The sequence below is a fragment of the Lysinibacillus xylanilyticus genome, from assembly GCF_001183605.1.
In the GTDB taxonomy this organism is placed as follows: domain Bacteria; phylum Bacillota; class Bacilli; order Bacillales_A; family Planococcaceae; genus Lysinibacillus; species Lysinibacillus xylanilyticus.
In genome coordinates, this window is sequence record NZ_LFXJ01000008.1 from 283,863 (window position 1) to 304,783 (window position 20,921).

At 36.4% G+C, this 20,921-nt stretch carries 16 protein-coding genes; 8 read left to right on the plus strand and 8 right to left on the minus strand.

Features of this window, described 5'->3' with window-relative positions; genetic code table 11:
* Nucleotides 1-115: 115 nt before the first annotated feature.
* The 8 genes from ACZ11_RS16500 to ACZ11_RS16535 all read right to left on the minus strand — a co-directional run bounded on the left by ACZ11_RS16500 (nt 116) and on the right by ACZ11_RS16535 (nt 8,738).
* The gene (locus tag ACZ11_RS16500) at nt 116-976 is read right to left on the minus strand and encodes a DUF6612 family protein (protein ID WP_049667622.1); all 861 of its coding nucleotides are present in this window, start codon (nt 974-976) and stop codon (nt 116-118) included.
* Nucleotides 977-1,676: 700 nt separating this feature from the next.
* Nucleotides 1,677-1,961: a cytochrome aa3 quinol oxidase subunit IV gene (qoxD, locus tag ACZ11_RS16505; protein WP_049667623.1), complete on the minus strand. Its 285-nt coding sequence runs from the start codon at nt 1,959-1,961 to the stop codon at nt 1,677-1,679.
* Nucleotides 1,961-2,560 (minus strand): cytochrome aa3 quinol oxidase subunit III, encoded by a 600-nt coding sequence (gene qoxC / locus ACZ11_RS16510; RefSeq protein WP_049667624.1) that lies wholly within the window; start codon nt 2,558-2,560, stop codon nt 1,961-1,963. The genes qoxD and qoxC overlap by 1 nt, the downstream gene beginning before the upstream one ends.
* A 1-nt stretch (nt 2,561) precedes the next feature.
* Nucleotides 2,562-4,505, minus strand: coding sequence for a cytochrome aa3 quinol oxidase subunit I (qoxB, locus tag ACZ11_RS16515; RefSeq protein ID WP_049667625.1), 1,944 nt, complete (start codon nt 4,503-4,505; stop codon nt 2,562-2,564).
* A 27-nt stretch (nt 4,506-4,532) separates the two neighbouring features.
* Nucleotides 4,533-5,456, minus strand: coding sequence for a cytochrome aa3 quinol oxidase subunit II (gene qoxA, locus ACZ11_RS16520; protein WP_049667626.1), 924 nt, complete (start codon nt 5,454-5,456; stop codon nt 4,533-4,535).
* A gap of 844 nt (nt 5,457-6,300) precedes the next feature.
* Nucleotides 6,301-7,143, minus strand: a complete 843-nt coding sequence (locus tag ACZ11_RS16525; protein ID WP_049667627.1) for a DUF2785 domain-containing protein — start codon at nt 7,141-7,143, stop codon at nt 6,301-6,303.
* A 377-nt stretch (nt 7,144-7,520) separates the two neighbouring features.
* Nucleotides 7,521-8,114, minus strand: coding sequence for a hypothetical protein (locus ACZ11_RS16530; RefSeq protein WP_049667628.1), 594 nt, complete (start codon nt 8,112-8,114; stop codon nt 7,521-7,523).
* Nucleotides 8,115-8,270: 156 nt separating this feature from the next.
* Nucleotides 8,271-8,738, minus strand: coding sequence for a hypothetical protein (locus ACZ11_RS16535; RefSeq protein ID WP_049667629.1), 468 nt, complete (start codon nt 8,736-8,738; stop codon nt 8,271-8,273).
* Nucleotides 8,739-9,013: 275 nt separating this feature from the next.
* Between ACZ11_RS16535 and ACZ11_RS16540 the strand changes: the two genes are divergently transcribed.
* The 8 genes from ACZ11_RS16540 to ACZ11_RS16570 all read left to right on the plus strand — a co-directional run bounded on the left by ACZ11_RS16540 (nt 9,014) and on the right by ACZ11_RS16570 (nt 20,919).
* Complete coding sequence (locus ACZ11_RS16540; RefSeq protein ID WP_049667630.1) at nt 9,014-10,003, plus strand: DUF3196 family protein; 990 nt, start codon at nt 9,014-9,016, stop codon at nt 10,001-10,003.
* A 111-nt stretch (nt 10,004-10,114) separates the two neighbouring features.
* Nucleotides 10,115-11,404 carry a trigger factor gene (gene tig / locus ACZ11_RS16545; RefSeq protein WP_049667631.1) on the plus strand — a complete coding sequence of 430 codons (1,290 nt, stop codon included), beginning with the start codon at nt 10,115-10,117 and terminating at the stop codon, nt 11,402-11,404.
* A 1,083-nt stretch (nt 11,405-12,487) separates the two neighbouring features.
* On the plus strand, nt 12,488-13,759 hold the full coding sequence (gene clpX, locus ACZ11_RS16550) for an ATP-dependent protease ATP-binding subunit ClpX (protein WP_049667632.1): 1,272 nt from the start codon (nt 12,488-12,490) through the stop codon (nt 13,757-13,759).
* 230 nt (nt 13,760-13,989) lie between these two features.
* A complete protein-coding gene (gene lon / locus ACZ11_RS16555; protein WP_049667633.1) occupies nt 13,990-16,314 on the plus strand; it encodes an endopeptidase La in 2,325 nt (774 codons plus the stop codon).
* A gap of 4 nt (nt 16,315-16,318) precedes the next feature.
* Nucleotides 16,319-16,900: a ribosome biogenesis GTP-binding protein YihA/YsxC gene (gene yihA, locus ACZ11_RS16560; RefSeq protein ID WP_049667634.1), complete on the plus strand. Its 582-nt coding sequence runs from the start codon at nt 16,319-16,321 to the stop codon at nt 16,898-16,900.
* Nucleotides 16,901-17,020: 120 nt separating this feature from the next.
* On the plus strand, nt 17,021-17,194 hold the full coding sequence (locus ACZ11_RS25315) for a YjfB family protein (RefSeq protein WP_082172830.1): 174 nt from the start codon (nt 17,021-17,023) through the stop codon (nt 17,192-17,194).
* Nucleotides 17,195-17,406: 212 nt separating this feature from the next.
* Nucleotides 17,407-19,065: a hypothetical protein gene (locus ACZ11_RS16565; RefSeq protein WP_049667635.1), complete on the plus strand. Its 1,659-nt coding sequence runs from the start codon at nt 17,407-17,409 to the stop codon at nt 19,063-19,065.
* A 402-nt stretch (nt 19,066-19,467) separates the two neighbouring features.
* The gene (locus ACZ11_RS16570; RefSeq protein WP_049667636.1) at nt 19,468-20,919 is read left to right on the plus strand and encodes an S-layer homology domain-containing protein; all 1,452 of its coding nucleotides are present in this window, start codon (nt 19,468-19,470) and stop codon (nt 20,917-20,919) included.
* Nucleotides 20,920-20,921 lie beyond the last annotated feature (2 nt).

Consider the following 20,921-nt stretch of genomic DNA (forward strand, 5'->3'; position numbering starts at 1 on the left):
TTTTTTCGATATATCTGCAAGTAAAATCCTAGGGGACTGGTCGATTTCATTGAAGTGATACGAAAGTAAAAGGAATCTGCGTACATTAAAGTATGCAGATTCCTTTTTATATTGATTATTGTGCAATAGATTTTGCATTATCGATAATTTCTTGTGGGATATCGATTGTTTTTAGGTGATTGAAATCAGTGTATGTCACAACTGATTTTGTTTTCATTGATAGTTCTTGATCTTCAACTTTCATTTTTAAGTCGAAATTCATATCCAGTTTATTAGTATCGAAAGTCTTTTTATCGATTTCTAGAATGTAGTGTATTTTATCGATTGTTAAGTTATCAAGCGGATTTTCTTCAAGACCCATGTCTTTCATTGATTTGTTAATTTCAGAATCGATAAGTTCTTTAAATTTATCGCCCTTAGCGTCTAAAGTTAAGATATATGCATTATCTGTTTGTTCGAATTTGAAATCTTCGATAAAGTTTTTAAGCTGCTCTAATTGTGCCTTAGCGTCTGCAGATGATGCAGTTTGTTCCATCATTGAATCAAATTGTTCGTCTGGTAATTTATACCAACTATTAGTTGCTTCATCTTTCATGAAAAAGCCTTGATCTTTCTTCATGTACATATCAATCGGCATTTCCGTACTTTTTTGATCTGCACTAGCCATATCTGGCATTGTCATTGAACCTGATAAGTGCATAGCCATTGGATCGGCAACTACATCCATATCCATTTTTGATTCGATGGAAAACTCCATAGATTGTTCGCCTGATCCAACTTTGGAATCTTGAGTCATCTCCATTTTCGCAGTTGCACTTTTAATGTCTGATTGGCGATCTACCGCTTTTTCATACACTTGCTCTAAAGTGAGTTTGCTTGTATTAGTTGTGTCTTTCTTAGGGGTAGCGCTACTGTTACAAGCTGCTAGCGTTAGTGCTAGTGCCCCAACACTTAAAACTTTAAAAAATTTGTTCATTACTTTCATCTCCTATTCATTGGTAAAAACATCATCTATTAGTATACATTACTATAATAGTAAAAGTTTCGTTATTTAAAAAACAGTACTAATTCAAAATTAAAATAATAGTAAATGCCCAACGTATGTCTTTATTAATAAGTCTTCATACTCATGATAAGTTGCAAGAAAATTGGTTCATGAATATTTATTAATAATCAATAAAACCGTTGCTAGTTATTGTGAAATATTGCAATGGTGTGGATCATCACCAAAGCGAGGGGTTGATTTTCCCTCCGGCTGGGCTCAGAGGCGTTTGATGAGCAGCTTAGGGTCACAAATGTTTTTAGTGCGATAGCAAAGGGGTTTTAACTGCGCGAAAGCGAAGCGGCAGCGGCAAAGGGGTTTTAACTGCGCGAAAGCGAAGCGGCAGCGGCAAAGGGGTTTTAACTGCGCGAAAGCGAAGCGGCAGCGGCAACAACGGGATCTTGGTACGAAGGCTTTATCACAGGACGTGGCGTTTTTATCGATGCTGTCCTAAGTAGCAAGCCTATTCCGGACGCAATTTTGCCGAGGAATAATTAATAAGGTCAGTGATTGCTATGTTTGCACATCAGGAAGAGTAGGGGGATAGTTGTTCTGTTTTGAGTTCGAGGGTGGAAAAATATATTTACAAAAAGAAAAAGCCGAGAAAATGATAACATTTTCTCGGCCTTGTTTATCAATTATAGCCCCAGATCATTGTGAATAATGTACCAATGATTGTGACAACACCTACGAATACTGAATATAAAATCGTTGTATATAACGTTTTCTTGTCTTCAGATTCACCGATGTGCATGAATAATACTAATTGTACAGTTGCTTGTGCAAGAGCAGTCACTAGTAATACAGCAAATGCCATGTTAAAAGACATATCAAATTTAACAACAGCTAAAGCTACAAGTGTTAGTAATAGTGAGAAGCCGAAGCCCATCACGTGTTGTTTTGGGAATAATTCCTTCATCAGCTAATCAGTCCTTTCAAGTAGACGAAGCTGAAGATGAAAATCCAAACAACGTCTAGGAAGTGCCAGTACAGTGAGAAGATGAATGCTTTGTTAGCCGTTTGTGGATTTAAACCACGGCTAGCTACTTGGATTAAAATTGCAACGCCCCAGAAGAAACCGAATGTTACGTGGGCACCGTGCGTACCAAGTAAAGTCATTAATGCAGATAAGAATGCACTAGTTTGAATTGTTGCACCTTCATCAACATATGTTACAAACTCGTCGATCTCAATACCTAAGAAGCCAAGACCTAATAGAAGTGTGATGATGAAAAATGCCATCATCGCTTTTTTGTTGCCAATGCGCATTGCATGAACACCAAGGCCAATTGTGAAACTACTTGTTAATAATAAGAATGTTTCCCATAATACTGGTGTTAGTTCAAAAATTTCAGCGCCATTCGGGCCACTACCTGTACGTGTATGAAGTGTGAAATACACTGTAAACAGTGTGGCGAATAATACGATTTCGGCGCCAAGGAAAATCCAGAAACCGAAAATTTTCAGGCGATTTTCCTCTGTACTATATTCTAATGGAAGTGAAGAATCGATTTTCATATTATTTATCACCTCTCAAACTTTTCTCAGTTGCCATAACTTCTTCAACTGAAATGTAACGACCATGATCTTTTTCAAATGAACGATGAATCATAAAGCCAAATACACAAAGCATACTAACGATAGCTGGAATCCATAGATTAAATACAGCGAAGAATGCTGCAAGGAAGAAGAATCCACTCATCCAGAATGGTGTGCCAGTGTTGTTAGGCATGTGAATTTTTTCAATTTTACCTGCTGTAATATCGCGACCTTCTTTTTTCGCGAACCAGAATTCATCTAAACGTGTAACAGTTGGAACTACTGCAAAGTTATATTCTGGTACTGGAGAATGAGTAGCCCATTCTAGTGAACGACCATCCCAAACATCTGCTTTTTCATTACGTGGCATATGTTTCCAGCTGTAGTAAATGTTATATACGATTAACGCAAAGCCGACAGCAAGACCAAGTGCACCGATGAACGATACCATGCTCAATGGACCATAGCCAGTTGACTCAGAATATGTGTACATACGACGAGCGTAACCATCTAAACCTAAAATAAATAGAGGGAAGAAAGCTACGTTGAAGCTGATTGCGATAAACCAGAAAGCAGTTTTCCCTAGTTTTTCATTTAATCGGAAACCGAACATTTTTGGCCACCAGTAGTGGTAACCTGCAAGTACACCGAATACTGTACCTGGAATTAATACATAGTGGAAGTGGGCAACTAAGAACATCGTATTATGATATTGATAGTCAGCACTTGCCATTGCAAGCATTACCCCTGTAACCCCACCAATTGTGAAGATTGGAATAAAGCCAAGAGCGTAAAGCATAGGAGTTGTAAATTGAATTTTACCGTTTCTCATTGTGAGCAACCAGTTAAATATTTTAACCCCTGTCGGAACAGCGATTGCCATTGTTGTAATAGAGAATACGCTGTTTACCATTACACCGTGACCCATTGTATAGAAGTGGTGGGCCCATACTACGAATGATAGTAATGAAATAACGACCATACTCGCAACCATTGATTTATAGCCGTATAAGTTTTTACGTGCAAATGTCGCAATGATTTCAGAGAAAATACCGAAAGCAGGTAGGATAACGATATAAACCTCAGGATGTCCCCAAACCCAGAATAGGTTGGCCCAAAGCATATCCATACCACCATTTTGCATTGCAAAGAATTGTGTACCGAATTGGCGGTCTAACATCATTAATGCAAGTGCTACAGTTAACACTGGGAATGCAAATACGATAATAATGTTTGTAATTAAAATTGACCAAGTGAACATTGGCATTTTCATTAATGTCATACCAGGTGCACGCATTTTAATGATTGTTGCGATGAAGTTAACACCAGTCATTAACGTACCAATCCCTGATAATTGTAAAGCTAAAGAATAGTAGTTGTTCCCAACAGATGGACTAAACTCTGTCCCAGCCAGTGGGAAATAGGCTGTCCAGCCAGCGTCAGGTGAACCACCAATGATAAATGATAGGTTTAGTAAACCACAACCAGCTGCAAATAACCAGAAGCTGACTGCATTTAGACGTGGGAAGGCAACGTCGCGTGCACCAATTTGTAGTGGGATAACAACGTTCATTAAACCAATTACGAATGGCATGGCCATGAATAAAATCATGATTAAACCATGTGTTGTGAAAATCTCATTATAGTGTTGTGCATCAAGAAGTCCATTATCAGGAACTGCCGTTTGTGCACGCATTAATAGTGCATCGATACCACCGCGGAATAACATTAAAAGCGCTACAGCGATATACATAATACCGATTTTTTTATGGTCAACAGTTGATAGCCAGTTTTTATAGAAATAGCCCCACTTTTTGAAATACGTAAGGCCAGCAAAGATAACCACTGCTCCAACTACGATACTAATAGCTGCTGCTAAAATCATCGGTTCTTTCATTGGATGGAAAACTTCTTCCATACTCATTAGACGCGCTCCTTTCAGGTTTAAAAATTAATGTGAATGTGTTGCTTCAGAATTTTCTTGTGAATCAGAATGATCCCCATGGTTCATCTCACTATGATCCATGTTTCCCATTTTCATGTGTTCACTGTGTTCCATTGGAGCTGGACTAAATTCTAAGTGTGTAGATGAATAGCTTGAACGACCAACGTGTTCTGCTTTTAATAGTTCATCAAATTTTTCTTCTGTTAATGGTTTTTCTTTTGTTTTCACATCAGTAGCCCATTTGTCGAAGTCTTTTTGTGTCATAGTTTGAGCTTCAAATTCCATTTCAGCAAATCCGCGACCATTAAAGTTAGAGTTACGGCCCATGTATGAACCAACATCATCAGCTGCAAGGTGAATAGTTGTTAACATGTCACTCATCGCATATTTTTGACCAGCTAATTGAGGAATCCAGAAACTTGTGATTGGTCCGAATGAGTAAAGTTTGAACTCAATTGGACGGTCAGTTGGAATATTTACATAGTTTACAGTTTCAATACCTTGCTCTGGATAACTAAAATGCCATTTCCAGTTAGAAGATGATGCGTAAATAACAAGTGGCTCTTTATTGTCATAACCTGCTGGTTGAGACTCTACTGTACTTGTTGTTCTTACAGTAACAATCGCCAAGAATGCCACTATGATAATAGGGATAACTGTCCATACTATTTCAAGTAGATGACTACCCTCTTCGTGAGGAGGCTCATAATCGGCAGGTGTTTTTGAAGCACGGTATTTAGTTAGCATAAATGCTAAAAGTACATACACGACTAGTAATATAAAGGCCATTGTAATAATGGATAAAATAATTGTGTCTGATAATGTTTTGGCATTTGGACCTTTTGGATCAAAAATTGTTAGGGGTTCACAGCCAGCAAGAACTGCAAGCGCACCAAACGCAATAAACATTAAGCTTAACTTTTTCTTCATGTTAGACTCCTTTCTATAAAACGGCTATTCATAAATTTCATGTGTTTATATAGTAGATTCGAAATTATAAATAGTGGGTAATAAGGTCACCTCTTTTAGTTGTTGTACCAATCAAATAATCAGAAATACTTACAATGGCATGGTTCATTATGAAACATTGAATCTAGTATTTGATTGGTCTAGTGCAAGCGTTCGCAAAATCATTAATCTGTGTAATCGATTTTTTAACAATGTGTCATAATCGATCGACACAAATGTTGTTGTTTGCACATTGGATTATACGCCCCGTTTTACAAAAAAAAAATTATTTTTTTGTATTTTTAATAATAAACTGGGGAAGAATATGAACATTTTTTGAACAAAAATCGTTATTTCAATATTAGTATTTTTGCGTTTAATTAAATAAACACTGTTGAAACGTTGAAAACACTGAGTTTCTCGTATTTAACTATGTAAATAGTTTATTTTGTGAAAATATCATTTCACATTTTAGACTTCATTTTGTAATAAAATCACCGCTATGTTAAGGTTTCGAATGCTTTTTTGTTGCGTTTTTTTAAAAGGGGAGTCCACAGAAAGTGAAATTATGGATATATCAGGATAAACTATAAATGAAAGGGATGATTGGAAAAGGATATTTCGGAAGCTACTATTAATTATGTTAATATAATTACACACTTCCATATATTGTATTAATAATATTTTATCTAAAAAGTAAAAATAGCAAACTAAGGATATCCTTGGTTTGCTAAATTTGGTTATGAAGGCGAAGATAAATGTTCTAAGCAGAGAGAAGGTGAAGTTTATCTTCATTCTGCTCAATTAAAAGTTAAATTAATTAGTTTTAAGCTCCGAGCTTCAGCCATTTTGCTACTTGTCCATAGATAGTATTTTGAAGTTTTGGGGCTAGGTTATTCATCTTTAAGGCGAAGTACAATGTCTTCATTAAATTTAATGTGCATGTGCGCCCACTAAAAAAGGCTTCGTTATAGCCCTGCGTCACTAAATGCATTTCAAATTTATCAAATACCTGCTCGATAAATTCTATTAATGCTTCCTCGGAGTAGTCACGAGCTAGTAACGCCTCAATTATATTAATTAAGCGTTCTTCCTCATCGTTGACAAAGACAGTATCTTTCCAAGTTACAAGTTTCAATGCATGTAAAATTAAAGGCGCATGCTGTAAATCAAATTTAGGGTGTTTAATCGTCACTGCTGCTAAATCTGCACCATGTGCAATGCTATGCGCCCAGCCTTTATTATGAACATGACCTCGTGTATCTTTTTCTAATAATAAATAACGACCAATCTTTTGAAAGAAAACCTGTAGACGTTCATCATTTAAAATTAGTAGTTCGGCATCTTTTGCAAGAATACTTGCTGCAAGTAAAGCGGAAAACGAACGTGTAAAGACACTATCTGTCGATTCTTCACCTATGTTTAAATATAAAAAATCGTCGCCTATTGCAGTATCAAATAAATATCCTAGCTGCTCGGGGCTCAGTAGATTGTCGCTAAGTATATCAATAAAAGTACGGTAAATTAATTTGTCTCGTAATTCGGCATCTGGTGAACCAATGTGCGTTAACATTTCTTGTAACAACCAATTGCCTTTGTGCAACATGAATTCTTGTCGCGCTGGAAGTGTCATTGTTGAAAATGATTGTAATGTATTTTTGATATCCATATGTAATTCCTCCGAAGTTAAGTTCATTCTCTTTATGAGAATTTTTTAAATGTATTCCTTGATGATTATTTGTCCTCTAACAAATGCGTAGACAGAATAAAAATGCTTATATTGAACTAGGTTTTGTTTTATTATAACGCTACAACGATAAATTTGTTGATTGGTGAAGTTTTCATGTGATATACGAGTATATTCACAATAAGAATTCCAGAATCAAGAGAAAGTTGATATGATAGACAAGCAACAAAAAAGGGTAGACTAAACGAGTGTACAATTAAATACATACTTATTTATAAATGTCTTATATTGATGGAAAACAAAATTGTCGGGTAAATCTTTGTGTATTTAATATGAGGATTGTTTCTTTTCCGAACTACTCACTTTACTGTAGTTGTGCATCGACGCCGCTTTCGCACAGAAAAGATTTGTTGCTGTCGCTTCGCTTTCGCACAGAAAAGATTTGTTGCTGTCGCTTCGCTTTCGCACAGAAAAGATTTGTTGCTGTCGCTTCGCTTTCGCACAGAAAAGATTTGTTGCTGTCGCTTCGCTTTCGCACAGAAAAGATTTGTTGCTGTCGCTTCGCTTTCGCACAGAAAAGATTTGTTGCTGTCGCTTCGCTTTCGCACAGAAAAGATTTGTTGCTGTCGCTTCGCTTTCGCACAGAAAAGATTTGTTGCTGTCGCTTCGCTTTCGCACAGAAAAGATTTGTTGCTGTCGCTTCGCTTTCGCACAGAAAAGATTTGTTGCTGTCGCTTCGCTTTCGCACAGAAAAGATTTGTTGCTGTCGCTTCGCTTTCGCACAGAAAAGATTTGTTGCTGTCGCTTCGCTTTCGCACAGAAAAGATTTGTTGCTGTCGCTTCGCTTTCGCACAGAAAAGATTTGTTGCTGTCGCTTCGCTTTCGCACAGAAAAGATTTGTTGCTGTCGCTTCGCTTTCGCACAGAAAAGATTTGTTGCCCCAAGCGGCTCATCGGACGCCCCTCAGGAAAGCGATCAAGTCGGAACGGAAATCAAATCAATCCCCTCGTTTTGTCGAAGAATCATATTTAAAATGACACCTTAATTTCATTGACACAATAGTTTTCAATAAAAAAAGACATACCTAATTAAAGTATGTCTCATCCTGATTATGATATAACGGCTGACTTTATACCGAGCGGCCATTCAGTAAAGGTATTTTGATTGGTTTTTAATTCTACGAGAATATTTGCATTTTTAATGGCATCGATTAGCCATTCACTATAATGAAGATTCGGTTGAGAATGCATTAAGATTTGTTGCATATCTTTTTTATCGATACTTAGAAGTTTATAGTTGCATTCAATGTGTACACTTTGGGGAATAATAAAAAGTGACTCATGCTGGTGTCCAAGTGAGATGGAGCCAGGAATGTTTCCTTGGATACTTATAATATGTGTAATCGCTTCTTGTGTGTATAAATCAATCTTAGTCCTTGTGAGTATTTCAAATTCAATCGGATAATCTTTCTGATAGGGACCGTCCGCTGTAGAAAACGAAACAACTTTAATTGATAGTGCCTCAAACATAGGAGAGATGCTACTACCAAATTCACTAACTGTATCTATTAATTGCATGTATTCCACTCCTTGTGAAGAACTTTAAATTTCAGAGAAGGCTGGATGCCTGTAAACAGAAATAAATAAAAGATATTATTAATTATAATACAATTTATTACAAAATATGAAAAAGTTTTTTGTTAAAAATAAGTAGTGGATAAATTTATAAATAATGCAAGAATAGCTTACTGGTAAAGCGGTCAGTCGAATACGGGAATCAACTCCATGTTATGATGATAATTCAATAAGAAACTAAAATTAATAAGTAAAATAGAGGTAAAGAGGTGAGAAAAATGACAAAGCGAAAACGGCATGTTATCAAACATGACAATATTGTTGTTTTTCCTGGTGCTGTTCAGACATTAATACGTGAAGGACATATGTATGCGGAAAATTATCAATATGAAGAGGCTGTAGCAAGCTTTGAAAAAGCATTTTTATATGAAGCTGGAGACGAAAATGCATTAAGTACCTACGCGTATGCTTTATATGAATTAAAAGAATACGATAAAGTTAAAAATGTTTGTGAGCAATTGTTTGCTATAGGGACGACATTGTATGTGGAAGTAATGGAACTGTATGTTACAGTTTGTATGCAGCTAAAGGAATACCATCAAGTAGAGTCGTTAATTACGACATTAATTGAAGAAAACGTACTTCCCGAAGATCAGCTTGAGAAATTTGAACGCTTAAGAAGCTTGAATCAAGAGGTTGCTAGTAATCTTCAAAAAAAAGAGGATGCAAAACGATTGTTAGAAGAGCAAGAATATGAACTTTCGAAATTTAGTGCATTAACGCCAAACGAACAATCTATTCGATTGCATCGCTTAATGGATACGAATGTACGACAATTAAAAACAGCACTGAAAGAAATTATAGAATGTCCAACAATCCATCCATTTGTTCGGAGCCTTGCATTAATTTTATTAGTGGAACAAGAAGTGTCAATTGACATTTTAGTTTCAAAATTTGATCAAACTATAACTGTTAATCCTAATAATTTAGTCCTACCAAATCAGTTGCCTCAGTATAGGGAAATAAAAAAAATAATTGAAAATAAATTAGAGCAAGACCCATCGACGTTGGAAATGGTACAATATTTAATGGCGAAGCATGCCATTGTGTCGTATCCGTTTGAATGGCACCCATTCGAAGCCGATGATATTGCTTATAGTTATATTGACTTTGTACAGTCTATGCTAGGCAAAGTACAGGAAATGGACTATGAAATCATTGACTTTTTACAAATGTTAGAAAAATTATCAGAACTCCATGAAGTATGAAATAAGTTGAAACTATACGCATCTATGTTATACTAAAATGGTTGTCAAAATCGTAGTTACGAATGAATTGTCTAACATTAAAAATGATCATTTATTTGGAGGTATTTATACATGTCAGCAAAATGGGAAAAACAAGAAGGTAATATCGGTACTCTAACAATCGAAGTACCAGCTGTAGAAGTAGACGCAGCAATGGACCAAGCGTTCAAAAAAGTTGTAAAACAAATTAACGTACCAGGTTTCCGTAAAGGAAAGATGCCTCGTAATATGTTTGAACAACGCTTTGGTATCGAATCTTTATACCAAGATGCATTAGAAATCATCGTTCCTGAATCTTATTCAAAAGCGATCGATGAAGCTGGAATTATGCCAGTGGATTACCCAGAAATTTCTGGTACAGAAAACTTCGTACACGGTAAAGATTTCACATTTACTGCTCAAGTAACTGTAAAACCAGAACCAAAACTTGGTGAGTACAAAGGTTTAGAAGTTGCGAAACTTCCAGTAGAAGTTACTGACGAAGAAGTAGAAGCACAAATTCAAGACCAATTAGCTCGTAAAGCAGAGCTTGAAATTAAAGAAGATGAAGCAATCGTAGAAGGCGATACAGCTACAATTGACTTTGAAGGTTTCGTAGGTGAAGAAGCATTTGAAGGTGGTAAAGGTGAAGACTATCCACTAGAAATCGGTTCAGGCTCATTCATCCCAGGCTTTGAAGAGCAACTTGTAGGTACGAAAACTGGCGAAGCAAAAGACGTAGTTGTTACTTTCCCAGAAGAATACCATGCAGCTGAATTAGCTGGTAAAGAAGCTACTTTCAAAGTAACTGTAAAAGAAGTTAAAACGAAAGTTCTTCCTGAATTAAACGATGAGTTCGCTAAAGAATTAGACCCAGAAGTTGAAGGCGTTGAAGCTTTACGTACTAAAATCAAAGAGCAAACTGCTGAACAAAAACAAGCTGAATCTGATGCAGCACTTCGTGATCAATTAGTTGAAAAAGCTGCTGAAAATGCAGAATTCGAAGTACCTGCTGGTATGATTAACTCTGAAACTGATCGTATGTTACAAGAATTTGGTCAACGTTTACAAATGCAAGGAATGAACTTAGACCTTTACTACCAATTCTCAGGTCAATCAGAAGAAGATTTACGTGGACAAATGAAAGAAGAAGCAGAAGGCCGTGTACGTGTATCTTTAACACTTGAAGCAATTGCTGAAGCTGAAAAAATTGAAGCAACTGAAGCTGATATCGAAGCTGAATTAGAAAAAATGGCTGCTCAATTTAACATGACTAAAGACCAAATTACTGGAGCTTTAGGCGGCACAGCAGTTCTTGTAAACGACATTAAAATTCAAAAAACAGTTGAATTTTTAGTAGAAAACGCTAAAATTACTGAATAGGATTTTTTTTGTAACTGGATAGAAAAATGAAAACAAGGTACGGCATTAAACCGTGCCTTGTTTTATAACATATTTTTTATTTAGTTTAAGCTAGATTCCCCTTTAGATTTAGTTCGGTTAATTATATTATTAATATACGACTACTTTCACCGCAAAAAGCATCCTCCAAAAGGAAATACTTTTTTGAAAAGGGGCAGGCAAAGGCCTTTACACTTCTCTAATACATAGTATTGTTTGACTTTTCACACGATGCTAAAAATTTAACTTTATTCAGCAGAGAAGAGGCTTTAGTTTAACTTCTTGCGGCAATTATTTTTTGTAGCGAATGCAAATTGTCAGCTACAAATGTTTTATGTAACGTAAGTGAAACGGCAGTTACAAAAGTCTCCCACTTCTATAGGTGGTGAAATGAATGCGGTTTTAAGTCACTTTTCAGCGGGTATCCAGTCGCTACGCTTTCGGCACATAAGACACCTGCTAAAAGAAGTAAAAAGCCTCCGGTCGATTCCGGACACAATTATGCCGAGACATAATTGACTGATGTCTCAATTCTTCCAAATGAGGAACAACGAAATACATCCTCTTCTGAATGAAGTTAAGCCTCTGGCGAATGTAATAGATTTTAAAGAAATTAAGATACTCATATATGGGTATCTTTAACTTGTACTATCGGGTACATCAGTGAAGTCACAAGTCAAATATCTGTCGATGGACAGAGATCTTAACGAAATGAAAGGTCTCTGGTCGCTAGAGGTTTCTGAAGAATCAGTCAGTTACACTTACGTGGAAATAAAATGTTTAATTAGCGTCACAGATGAGACTCTGCAGCAAAGTGACTCATCGGACGCCATAAGGAAAGCGCTAGTCGGAACGGAAGTCGACTATACATTATGGTGATGAGCTGGAATCAAGTCAATAAATTGGCATTCTTTGTGATAAATGTTAATGTTTTTGTACAATGGATGTCGAATTATTTTAAAAATCTTGAAACATTATCGCCGTGCTGTAAATAGATGCAGACAATTTATTTGATAAAGATTCAATAATCTTGTAAGATTGTTGCTTGAATAGGGGTGAAACATATTGTTCAAATTTAATGATGAAAAAGGCAATTTAAAATGCTCATTCTGTGGAAAGCCACAAGAACAGGTACGTAAACTAGTTGCAGGTCCTGGTGTTTATATTTGTGATGAATGTATCGAACTTTGTTCAGAAATCGTTGTAGAGGAACTGGGCGTTGAAGAAGAAATTGAATTTCAAGATATTCCAAAACCGAAAGAGATCTTAACGATTTTAGATGAGTATGTAATAGGACAAGAACGTGCTAAAAAAGCTTTGGCAGTTGCGGTTTACAATCACTACAAACGCATTAATACAAACAGTAAAATTGATGATGTAGAATTAGCAAAATCGAACATTGTGTTAATCGGCCCAACTGGTAGCGGTAAAACTTTATTGGCCCAAACATTGGCGCGTATATTAAACGTTCCTTTTGCTATTGCAGATGCTACTTCTCTAACAGAAGCTGGCTATGTTGGTGAAGACGTTGAAAATATCTTGTTAAAATTAATTCAATCCGCAGATTACGATATCGAGCGTGCTGAAAAAGGAATCATCTATATTGATGAAATCGATAAAGTTGCACGTAAGTCAGAAAATCCATCCATTACACGCGATGTTTCTGGTGAAGGTGTACAACAAGCACTTCTGAAAATTTTAGAAGGTACAGTTGCAAGTGTCCCACCACAAGGTGGTCGTAAGCATCCTCACCAAGAGTTTTTACAAATCGATACTACAAACATCTTATTTATTGTTGGTGGAGCATTTGATGGAATAGAATCCATTATTAAACGTCGTCAGGGTGAAAAAGTAATTGGCTTTGGTTCAGATCCAAACATAATTGATGTGGATGAAGGCTCAATTATGGCAAAGCTTATTCCGGAGGATTTATTAAAATTTGGTCTAATTCCAGAATTCATCGGTCGATTACCAGTACTTGCGAGTCTAGAACAATTAAACGAGGATGCGCTTGTACAAATTTTAACGGAGCCTAAAAATGCACTAGCTAAGCAATATCAAAAAATGCTTGAACTAGATGGTGTTGAGCTTGAGTTTGATGAAGGTGCGCTTTCTGAAATTGCAAAAGAAGCAATAGAACGAAAAACAGGTGCACGTGGTCTTCGTTCAATTATTGAGTCAACTATGCTTGATGTAATGTACGAACTACCTTCACGCGAAGATGTGAAAAAATGTATCATTACGGCAAAAACAATTACGGATAAAGAAAAACCGAAATTGCTTCTTGAAGATGGCACTGAACTCGATGAAGGTAGCGACACAAAAACTTCAGCATAACGAACAGGCTTGGGTGTCTATTGTTATGAGATAAAGAGTAATTTAGCTGACTTCGATTGTGCAATATCCGCACATATCGACAGTCAGCTTTTTATTCATTCATACATAAAGCCAACTGTAATTAGATGAAATTTTTGGCTCAATTGATTAACTAGTGTGAATCAGTTTTTTAGACACATACTAGTAGCGTGGGAGTGAATAAGAAAATTTTGACGGAGGTGAATACCCGCATGGTGACAATACAAAAAACAACAAATGTACCATTATTACCTTTACGTGGACTTTTAGTATACCCGTCGATGGTGTTACATATTGATGTGGGTAGAAATCGTTCTGTAGCAGCGCTAGAACAAGCGATGTTAGAGGACCAATTGATATTATTGGTAACACAAAAAGAAGTGCATGATGAACAGCCTGATGAGCAAGATTTATATACAGTTGGTACGATGGCATATGTCAAACAGATGCTAAAATTACCAAATGGAACACTGCGTGTTTTAGTGGAAGGTGTGTCGCGTGCAACATGGTCTAACTATCGTGCGTTAGACAAATATACGATTGTTGACATCGATGTTAAGGAGGAAACAATCGGTAAGGATGTTGAAACACAGGCTTTAATGCGTACGTTGTTAACGTATTTCGAAAGATACGCTAAAGGCTCCAATAAAATTACATCTGAAACCATTAGTACTGTGGCAGACATTGAAGAGCCAGGTCGTTTAGCAGACATCATTGCATCGCATTTACCCTTTAAGATTGCAGATAAACAAGAAGTACTGGAGATGCTCAGTGTAAAGAAGCGTTTAGATCATTTAATTATTCGTTTACATGACGAGCAAGAAGTACTTGATCTTGAGAAGAAAATTAATTCAAAAGTTAAGCAATCCATGGAGCGTACGCAAAAGGAATATTATTTACGTGAACAAATGAAAGCAATTCAAACTGAGCTAGGAGACCGTGAAGGGAAAACTGGTGAAGTAGCTGAATTACGTAAACGTATTGACGAAACAGGAATGCCTGAATCAACGAAAGAAGTAGTGCTTAAAGAGTTGGATCGGTATGAGAAGATACCGGCAGCTAGTGCAGAGAGTGGTGTAATCCGAAACTATATTGATTGGATTGTTTCGCTACCATGGACAAATGCGACTGAAGATCGCATGAATATCGAACTTGCAGAGAACATTTTAAATCGTGATCATGACGGATTAGAAAAAGTAAAAGAACGTATATTGGAATATTTAGCTGTACGTCAGTTGAAAAAATCGTTACGTGGACCAATATTATGTTTAGCTGGCCCTCCAGGTGTAGGTAAAACCTCATTAGCTCGATCTATTGCAGAAAGCTTGGATCGCAAATTTAACCGTATTTCATTAGGTGGGGTACGAGATGAATCGGAAATTCGTGGTCATCGTCGTACGTATGTTGGGGCAATGCCAGGTCGTATTATCCAAGGGATGAAAAAGGCAGGGACAATTAACCCTGTGTTCCTTCTAGATGAAATTGATAAAATGTCTAATGACTTCAGGGGAGATCCGGCAGCAGCAATGCTTGAAGTTTTAGATCCTGCTCAAAATAATTCATTTAGTGATCATTACATCGAAGAACCTTATGATTTATCGAATGTATTATTTATAGCAACAGCCAATGATTTAAGTACAATTCCTGGGCCGTTACTAGACCGTATGGAAGTAATCTCAATTGCTGGTTATACAGAAATTGAAAAAGAACAAATTACGAAAAATCATTTAATACCAAAACAGTTAAAAGAGCATGGCTTGAAAAAAACACAAGTTACTATTAAAGACGAAGCTGTAGTGGATATCATTCGTTATTATACTCGTGAAGCAGGTGTTCGCGGACTAGAGCGTCAAATCGCAACCCTATGCCGTAAAATTGCTAAGATCATCGTTTCTGGTGAGAAAAAACGAGTAACAGTGAGCTCGAAAGTCGTAGAGGAATTACTCGGTAAACACCGTTTCCGATATGGACAAGCAGAAGAGGAAAATCAAATCGGTGTCGCTACTGGACTTGCTTATACAACTGTGGGTGGTGATACATTACAAATTGAGGTATCATTAACACCTGGTAAAGGAAAATTGCAGTTAACTGGGAAGTTAGGCGATGTCATGAAGGAATCTGCTCAAACAGCTCTATCGTATGTCCGTACAAAAATGGAAGATCTAAAAGTGGATCCAGAATATTTTGAAACACATGATATTCATATTCACGTTCCTGAAGGAGCTGTGCCGAAAGATGGACCTTCGGCAGGTATTACTATGGCAACCGCAATTGTTTCCGCAATTTTACACCGTCCAATACGCCGTGAAGTCGGCATGACAGGTGAAATTACATTACGTGGACGTGTACTGCCAATTGGGGGCTTAAAGGAAAAAACACTCAGTGCGCATCGAGCGGGCTTAACGACAATTATTTGTCCGAAAGATAATGAGAGAGATATTGAGGATATTCCTGAAAGCGTACGCGAACAACTAACATTTAAACTAGTGTCATCGGCTGATGAAGTATTAGCCTATGCACTGGACGGAGGTTTTTAAGAAAATGAAAGTCCATAACGTAGAAATGGTCATTAGTGCTGTAAGACCAGACCAATATCCAGAAGATGGACTGCCAGAATTTGCACTAGCCGGTCGCTCGAATGTGGGGAAATCCTCATTTATTAACCGAATGATCGGTCGTAAAGCTTTAGCACGTATTTCTTCTAAACCCGGAAAAACACAAACGCTTAATTTTTACAAAATTGAAGAGCAGTTATTTTTTGTAGATGTTCCGGGTTATGGTTATGCAAAGGTTTCAAAGACTGAGCGTGAAGCATGGGGAAAAATGATTGAGCGTTACTTCACAGGGCGCAATGAATTAAAGGCAGTCGTACAAATTGTTGATTTACGTCATCCTCCTACAGTTGATGATCGCATGATGTATGATTTTTTAAAGCATTACAATATTCCTTGTATTGTCATTGCAACAAAAGCAGATAAAATTCCAAAAGGTAAATGGGATAAGCATAAAAAAGTCGTAAAAGAAACGCTAGATATGGACAAAAATGATCCACTTATTGTTTTTTCTTCAGAAAAAGGAATTGGCTTTGAAGAAGCTTGGCGTATAATCGAAAATAAAATGTAATAAGAAAACATCTATTGAGTCTATTGTTTAGGACAGTAGATGTTTTTTTTTATTGAAAATTGAGGGAATCGCTTGATGAATGAAACAACTGACCGATAAATGAAATAGGAGGTGGACTAAATGGATATCGCAGGTTTATCAATGGCAATGAATCAAGCAACTTTAATACAAAATGTATCTCTTGCTGTAACGAAACAGGCAATGGAGATGCAACAGCAAAATTCAGAACAATTAGTTGAAATGTTAGATGCTCCACATCCTACAGCCGGACATACAATTGACGTTCAAGTATGATGAAGCAAAGGTAGCTTGAAATTAGAAGCTACCTCTATCTTTGTGTCTAGTGATGGTAGATTTAACTTCTTTCAGCGGATGTCACGGAAAAATGCCGAGGCATAATTGATAAAGTAAGTAAAAGCACTAAAATTCAACTTTTTTTCAATAGTAAAAACTACCAATATTACGATATACTATTTATTAATAACATTTTAAGGAGGTGGGATTTGTTGAAGAAGATTCCATACATACTAACGATTTTGTTACTAGCGATTCTCGGGTTCTCATCAAATCAAACAGCACATGCTGCCCAAATGGTGACTGGAACTTTTGTCGATGTAACATTTTCAGAATATGCAAATTCCAATGGGGTAATAGAAAAAAAGCTTAGTAAAATTACTTTGCAAAATGATAGCGGTCGTCAGGTTACATACAATATAAATAATAGTGCCCGCCTGTATATTAATAATACAGAGACAACAATTGAAGGCTTTAAGATGGGGATGAAAGTAGAAGCGGAAATTTCCCTACGAAGTGTTGTTGAGCTTCGAGGTACTTCTAATTCTACAAAAGAAACAGAATCTCCAACAGCTGCACAAAATACTAAAACACTTGCTGGGGTAGTGACAAGTATTGATCCAAATGGACTATTCATTATGCTGAAGTCAGATTTTGGAGAAGAAACAACCTATTATATAAATAAAGATACAAACTACCAAAAAAACTCCTCTGCAGTCGATATTAGTGCATTATATGTAGGGGATCGTGTTAAGCTTAGCCTTAAAAATCGAAACACATCCATTGTCACGAAGATTGAAATTAGTGAGACGGGTACATTAGTTGAAAACCTATATAAAGGTGAGATTCAAACGGTTAATGCCAACGCAAATAAATTAACTGTCAAAAACCAACATGCTTTTATAAATTGGCAATTTGGTTCTGATACAACAACGGCTTTATCAACGATGAATTTTTCATCGAAGGTTCCGGTATATGTTGGAAACACAAAAATTAATAAAGATCAATTGAAAAATTACATTGGTAGTGAAGCATATTATGCAACAGTTAAACAATTTGGCAAAGAAGTGATTGAAAAGATTGTTGTATTGAAAAACGATGAGCGAACTTACTATGAGCCTATGCTTTCTGTAGATAGTAAATATCAATTATTAAAACTTAAATATGCTGGCACATTATACTTCCACGATGGAACGATTTTAATTAGAAATGGTCGTTTAATTGAACCTACTGGTTTATTAGCTTATGGTACAGCTTTTGTTATTTCGGACGGTGCTGCACGTGATCATTATGCTCAAGTTGTCCAAGTAACAAGTGATAGCTTTATGTCACCAAACTTAGCAGGTCATGAATTATATTATGGACGCTTATCACAAGCAGATGGCTATCTAATCGAAATTGATGATGCGCTAAAGATCGAGTCAAATGTCTTCAAGAAAACAGAGCGTACTGTACTATCTGTTAGTAATTCAACAAAAGCAAAAGTAGATGATGGTAACAAAACATTTAATGTCATTCCTGATATTGAGCTTCATTTATACGAAGGGGAATATGGATACTTCTATGTGAAGGATGGTCATGTACAGGCCCTTCATATTCTTAATAAAGCTAAGCCAGTTGCACCATTAATGTTAACTGGTAAACTACAGTCAGTTAAATCGAAATACCCAGCTATAATCAATGTGAAGAGTGTTAGTCAATGGCAAAATGGTCGTTGGTATGAAGCTGGTGAAATGGTTGATATGAATATTGACCAAGCAACAATTATTAAAGCTGGTAAAGTTATTCAAGCATCTGAATTAAAACCTGCTGATCGTTTAGTAGTATTATCAGATCGTTTTGTTAAAGCTCATCTAATATTAGTTGATTAATTTCCTTCAGAAAATCTTTTTTGTAACGAAAGTGAAACGGCAGTTACAGAAGTCTCCCACCTCTATAAGTGGCGAGATGAATACGGATATAAGCTACTTTCAGCGGGTGTTTGGACACCCGCTGAAATAGAGGAACTCAGCTACGAATAATTGATTAAATGAGAATCTATGAGTCTTCTACGAGTATATTTCCGATGAAGGTATTCGAGTGTCGCTTCTGAAGGATAATCTTGTGGCACGAGTAAAAGGCGAGCAAATATTAACCTTAAATTTTTCAGGTGTGTTGATAAAAGTAGATAACAATGGTTAATCAATGCACCTGATTATTTTGTAATGTTGAAGAAATTATTGACAGCACCAGATCCGGATATGTATGGATTGAAAGAGAGGGACAAAAAAAGAATGCGAAAACATTTATCTAAAATAATGTTAGTGGTCCTTGCTGTATTTGCTATTGGAGCTACTATCCCAGAAAATGCATCAGCTGCTTCATTAGAAACAACAGGTGCTGTAAAAAATGAATATACATATGAGGAAGCTGTTTTCATAACAGGAACACCCATTATATTTAAAGGCACTAGTAAAGACATTAATATTACAAAAAAAGAATCTAAAGGAAAGTTAACTGAAACATATAGTTTAAAGTTAAAAGCAAGTAACGGTGCTACATTGACACGAAATATTGCATATGAATCAGATGTTGTAGATTATGCTACGATTGGTCAAAAAACATCGAATGGTGTTGTGAAAAAATATACAGAGAAAATTGTTGTTGGGAAAACAACATATTCATTGGTTGATTATCAATTTTCACAAGGGACTGTAACGGACAATCGTGTAGCCTCTGATTATTTCTCAGGTAATGTGATTTCGAGAAAAACATATGCCTATCAAACCGGGACTGGAAAAAATGCGGTCCAAAATACTGTAACAATTGATACCGATAGTCGTCATGCTGGCTATGAAAACTTCTGGGGAGCAACAGAAACACAAATTACAGAAGATGTTTATAATTATAGCGATGGTAAGACAAGCCATGTGAAAAATCGTGTATCTACAAGCAAATCACGTGTACTAAACTATGAAGAAAACCTAGGGAGTTTAGGGAGCTTTGATGGTGGATATGCGGTAGTAAGTGAAAAGGATGTTATTTCTGAATATACGTATGATTTAGCCTCTGGACAACAAGGTACTATGGACTTAGATACTGAATACATGCCGACAATTGAACGTCTAATCATTCCTAAGTTCCGCGATTTATCAAATCATTATGCGAAACAAGCTATTGAAAAATTATACTCTTTAGGTATTTACTCTGATGCAAGTAACTTCTTCTCACCAAATACCCCTATGAAGCGTATTGACTTTACAGCGGCGATTGGAAAGGCAGTTGACTTACGTGTAATGGCAGCACCGAAAACGAAAAAATCGACAACTACTGCAAGTATTTTTAAAGATATCAAGCGTTCAGTAAAAGATTATGCCTATATTGAGTCTGCGGTTCATAAAGGTGTTATTAAAGGTGTATCACCTGAGTATTTCAAGCCTGATCATCCAATTACTCGAGCACAAGCTGCTACGATTTATGTGCGTGCCTTAGGGCTTGAGAATAAAGCGCCAGATCCAGGCTATATAACAAAGTTTAAGGATGATGCGCAAATTCCAGCCTACGCAAGAGACGGTATTTACATTGTAAATGAGTTAGGCTTAATGACTGGTGACCCTGCAGGTCGATTTAATCCAAATCAACCATTAACGCGGGCAGAAGCATCAGTAGTACTAGAACGTTTTTTGAATTATTTAGAAAATGATTTAAAACAAAACTATCGAGATGACATATTGTTCTTTAATTAAAG

Coding starts and splice junctions, on each gene's coding strand:
- ACZ11_RS16500 (WP_049667622.1), bottom strand. CDS start 976: ATGAACAAATTTTTTAAAGTTTTAAGTGTTGGGGCACTAGCACTAACG.
- qoxD (WP_049667623.1), bottom strand. CDS start 1,961: ATGAAGGAATTATTCCCAAAACAACACGTGATGGGCTTCGGCTTCTCA.
- qoxC (WP_049667624.1), bottom strand. CDS start 2,560: ATGAAAATCGATTCTTCACTTCCATTAGAATATAGTACAGAGGAAAAT.
- qoxB (WP_049667625.1), bottom strand. CDS start 4,505: ATGAGTATGGAAGAAGTTTTCCATCCAATGAAAGAACCGATGATTTTA.
- qoxA (WP_049667626.1), bottom strand. CDS start 5,456: ATGAAGAAAAAGTTAAGCTTAATGTTTATTGCGTTTGGTGCGCTTGCA.
- ACZ11_RS16525 (WP_049667627.1), bottom strand. CDS start 7,143: ATGGATATCAAAAATACATTACAATCATTTTCAACAATGACACTTCCA.
- ACZ11_RS16530 (WP_049667628.1), bottom strand. CDS start 8,114: ATGAGCCGCTTGGGGCAACAAATCTTTTCTGTGCGAAAGCGAAGCGAC.
- ACZ11_RS16535 (WP_049667629.1), bottom strand. CDS start 8,738: ATGCAATTAATAGATACAGTTAGTGAATTTGGTAGTAGCATCTCTCCT.
- ACZ11_RS16540 (WP_049667630.1), top strand. CDS start 9,014: ATGACAAAGCGAAAACGGCATGTTATCAAACATGACAATATTGTTGTT.
- tig (WP_049667631.1), top strand. CDS start 10,115: ATGTCAGCAAAATGGGAAAAACAAGAAGGTAATATCGGTACTCTAACA.
- lon (WP_049667633.1), top strand. CDS start 13,990: ATGGTGACAATACAAAAAACAACAAATGTACCATTATTACCTTTACGT.
- yihA (WP_049667634.1), top strand. CDS start 16,319: ATGAAAGTCCATAACGTAGAAATGGTCATTAGTGCTGTAAGACCAGAC.
- ACZ11_RS25315 (WP_082172830.1), top strand. CDS start 17,021: ATGGATATCGCAGGTTTATCAATGGCAATGAATCAAGCAACTTTAATA.
- ACZ11_RS16570 (WP_049667636.1), top strand. CDS start 19,468: ATGCGAAAACATTTATCTAAAATAATGTTAGTGGTCCTTGCTGTATTT.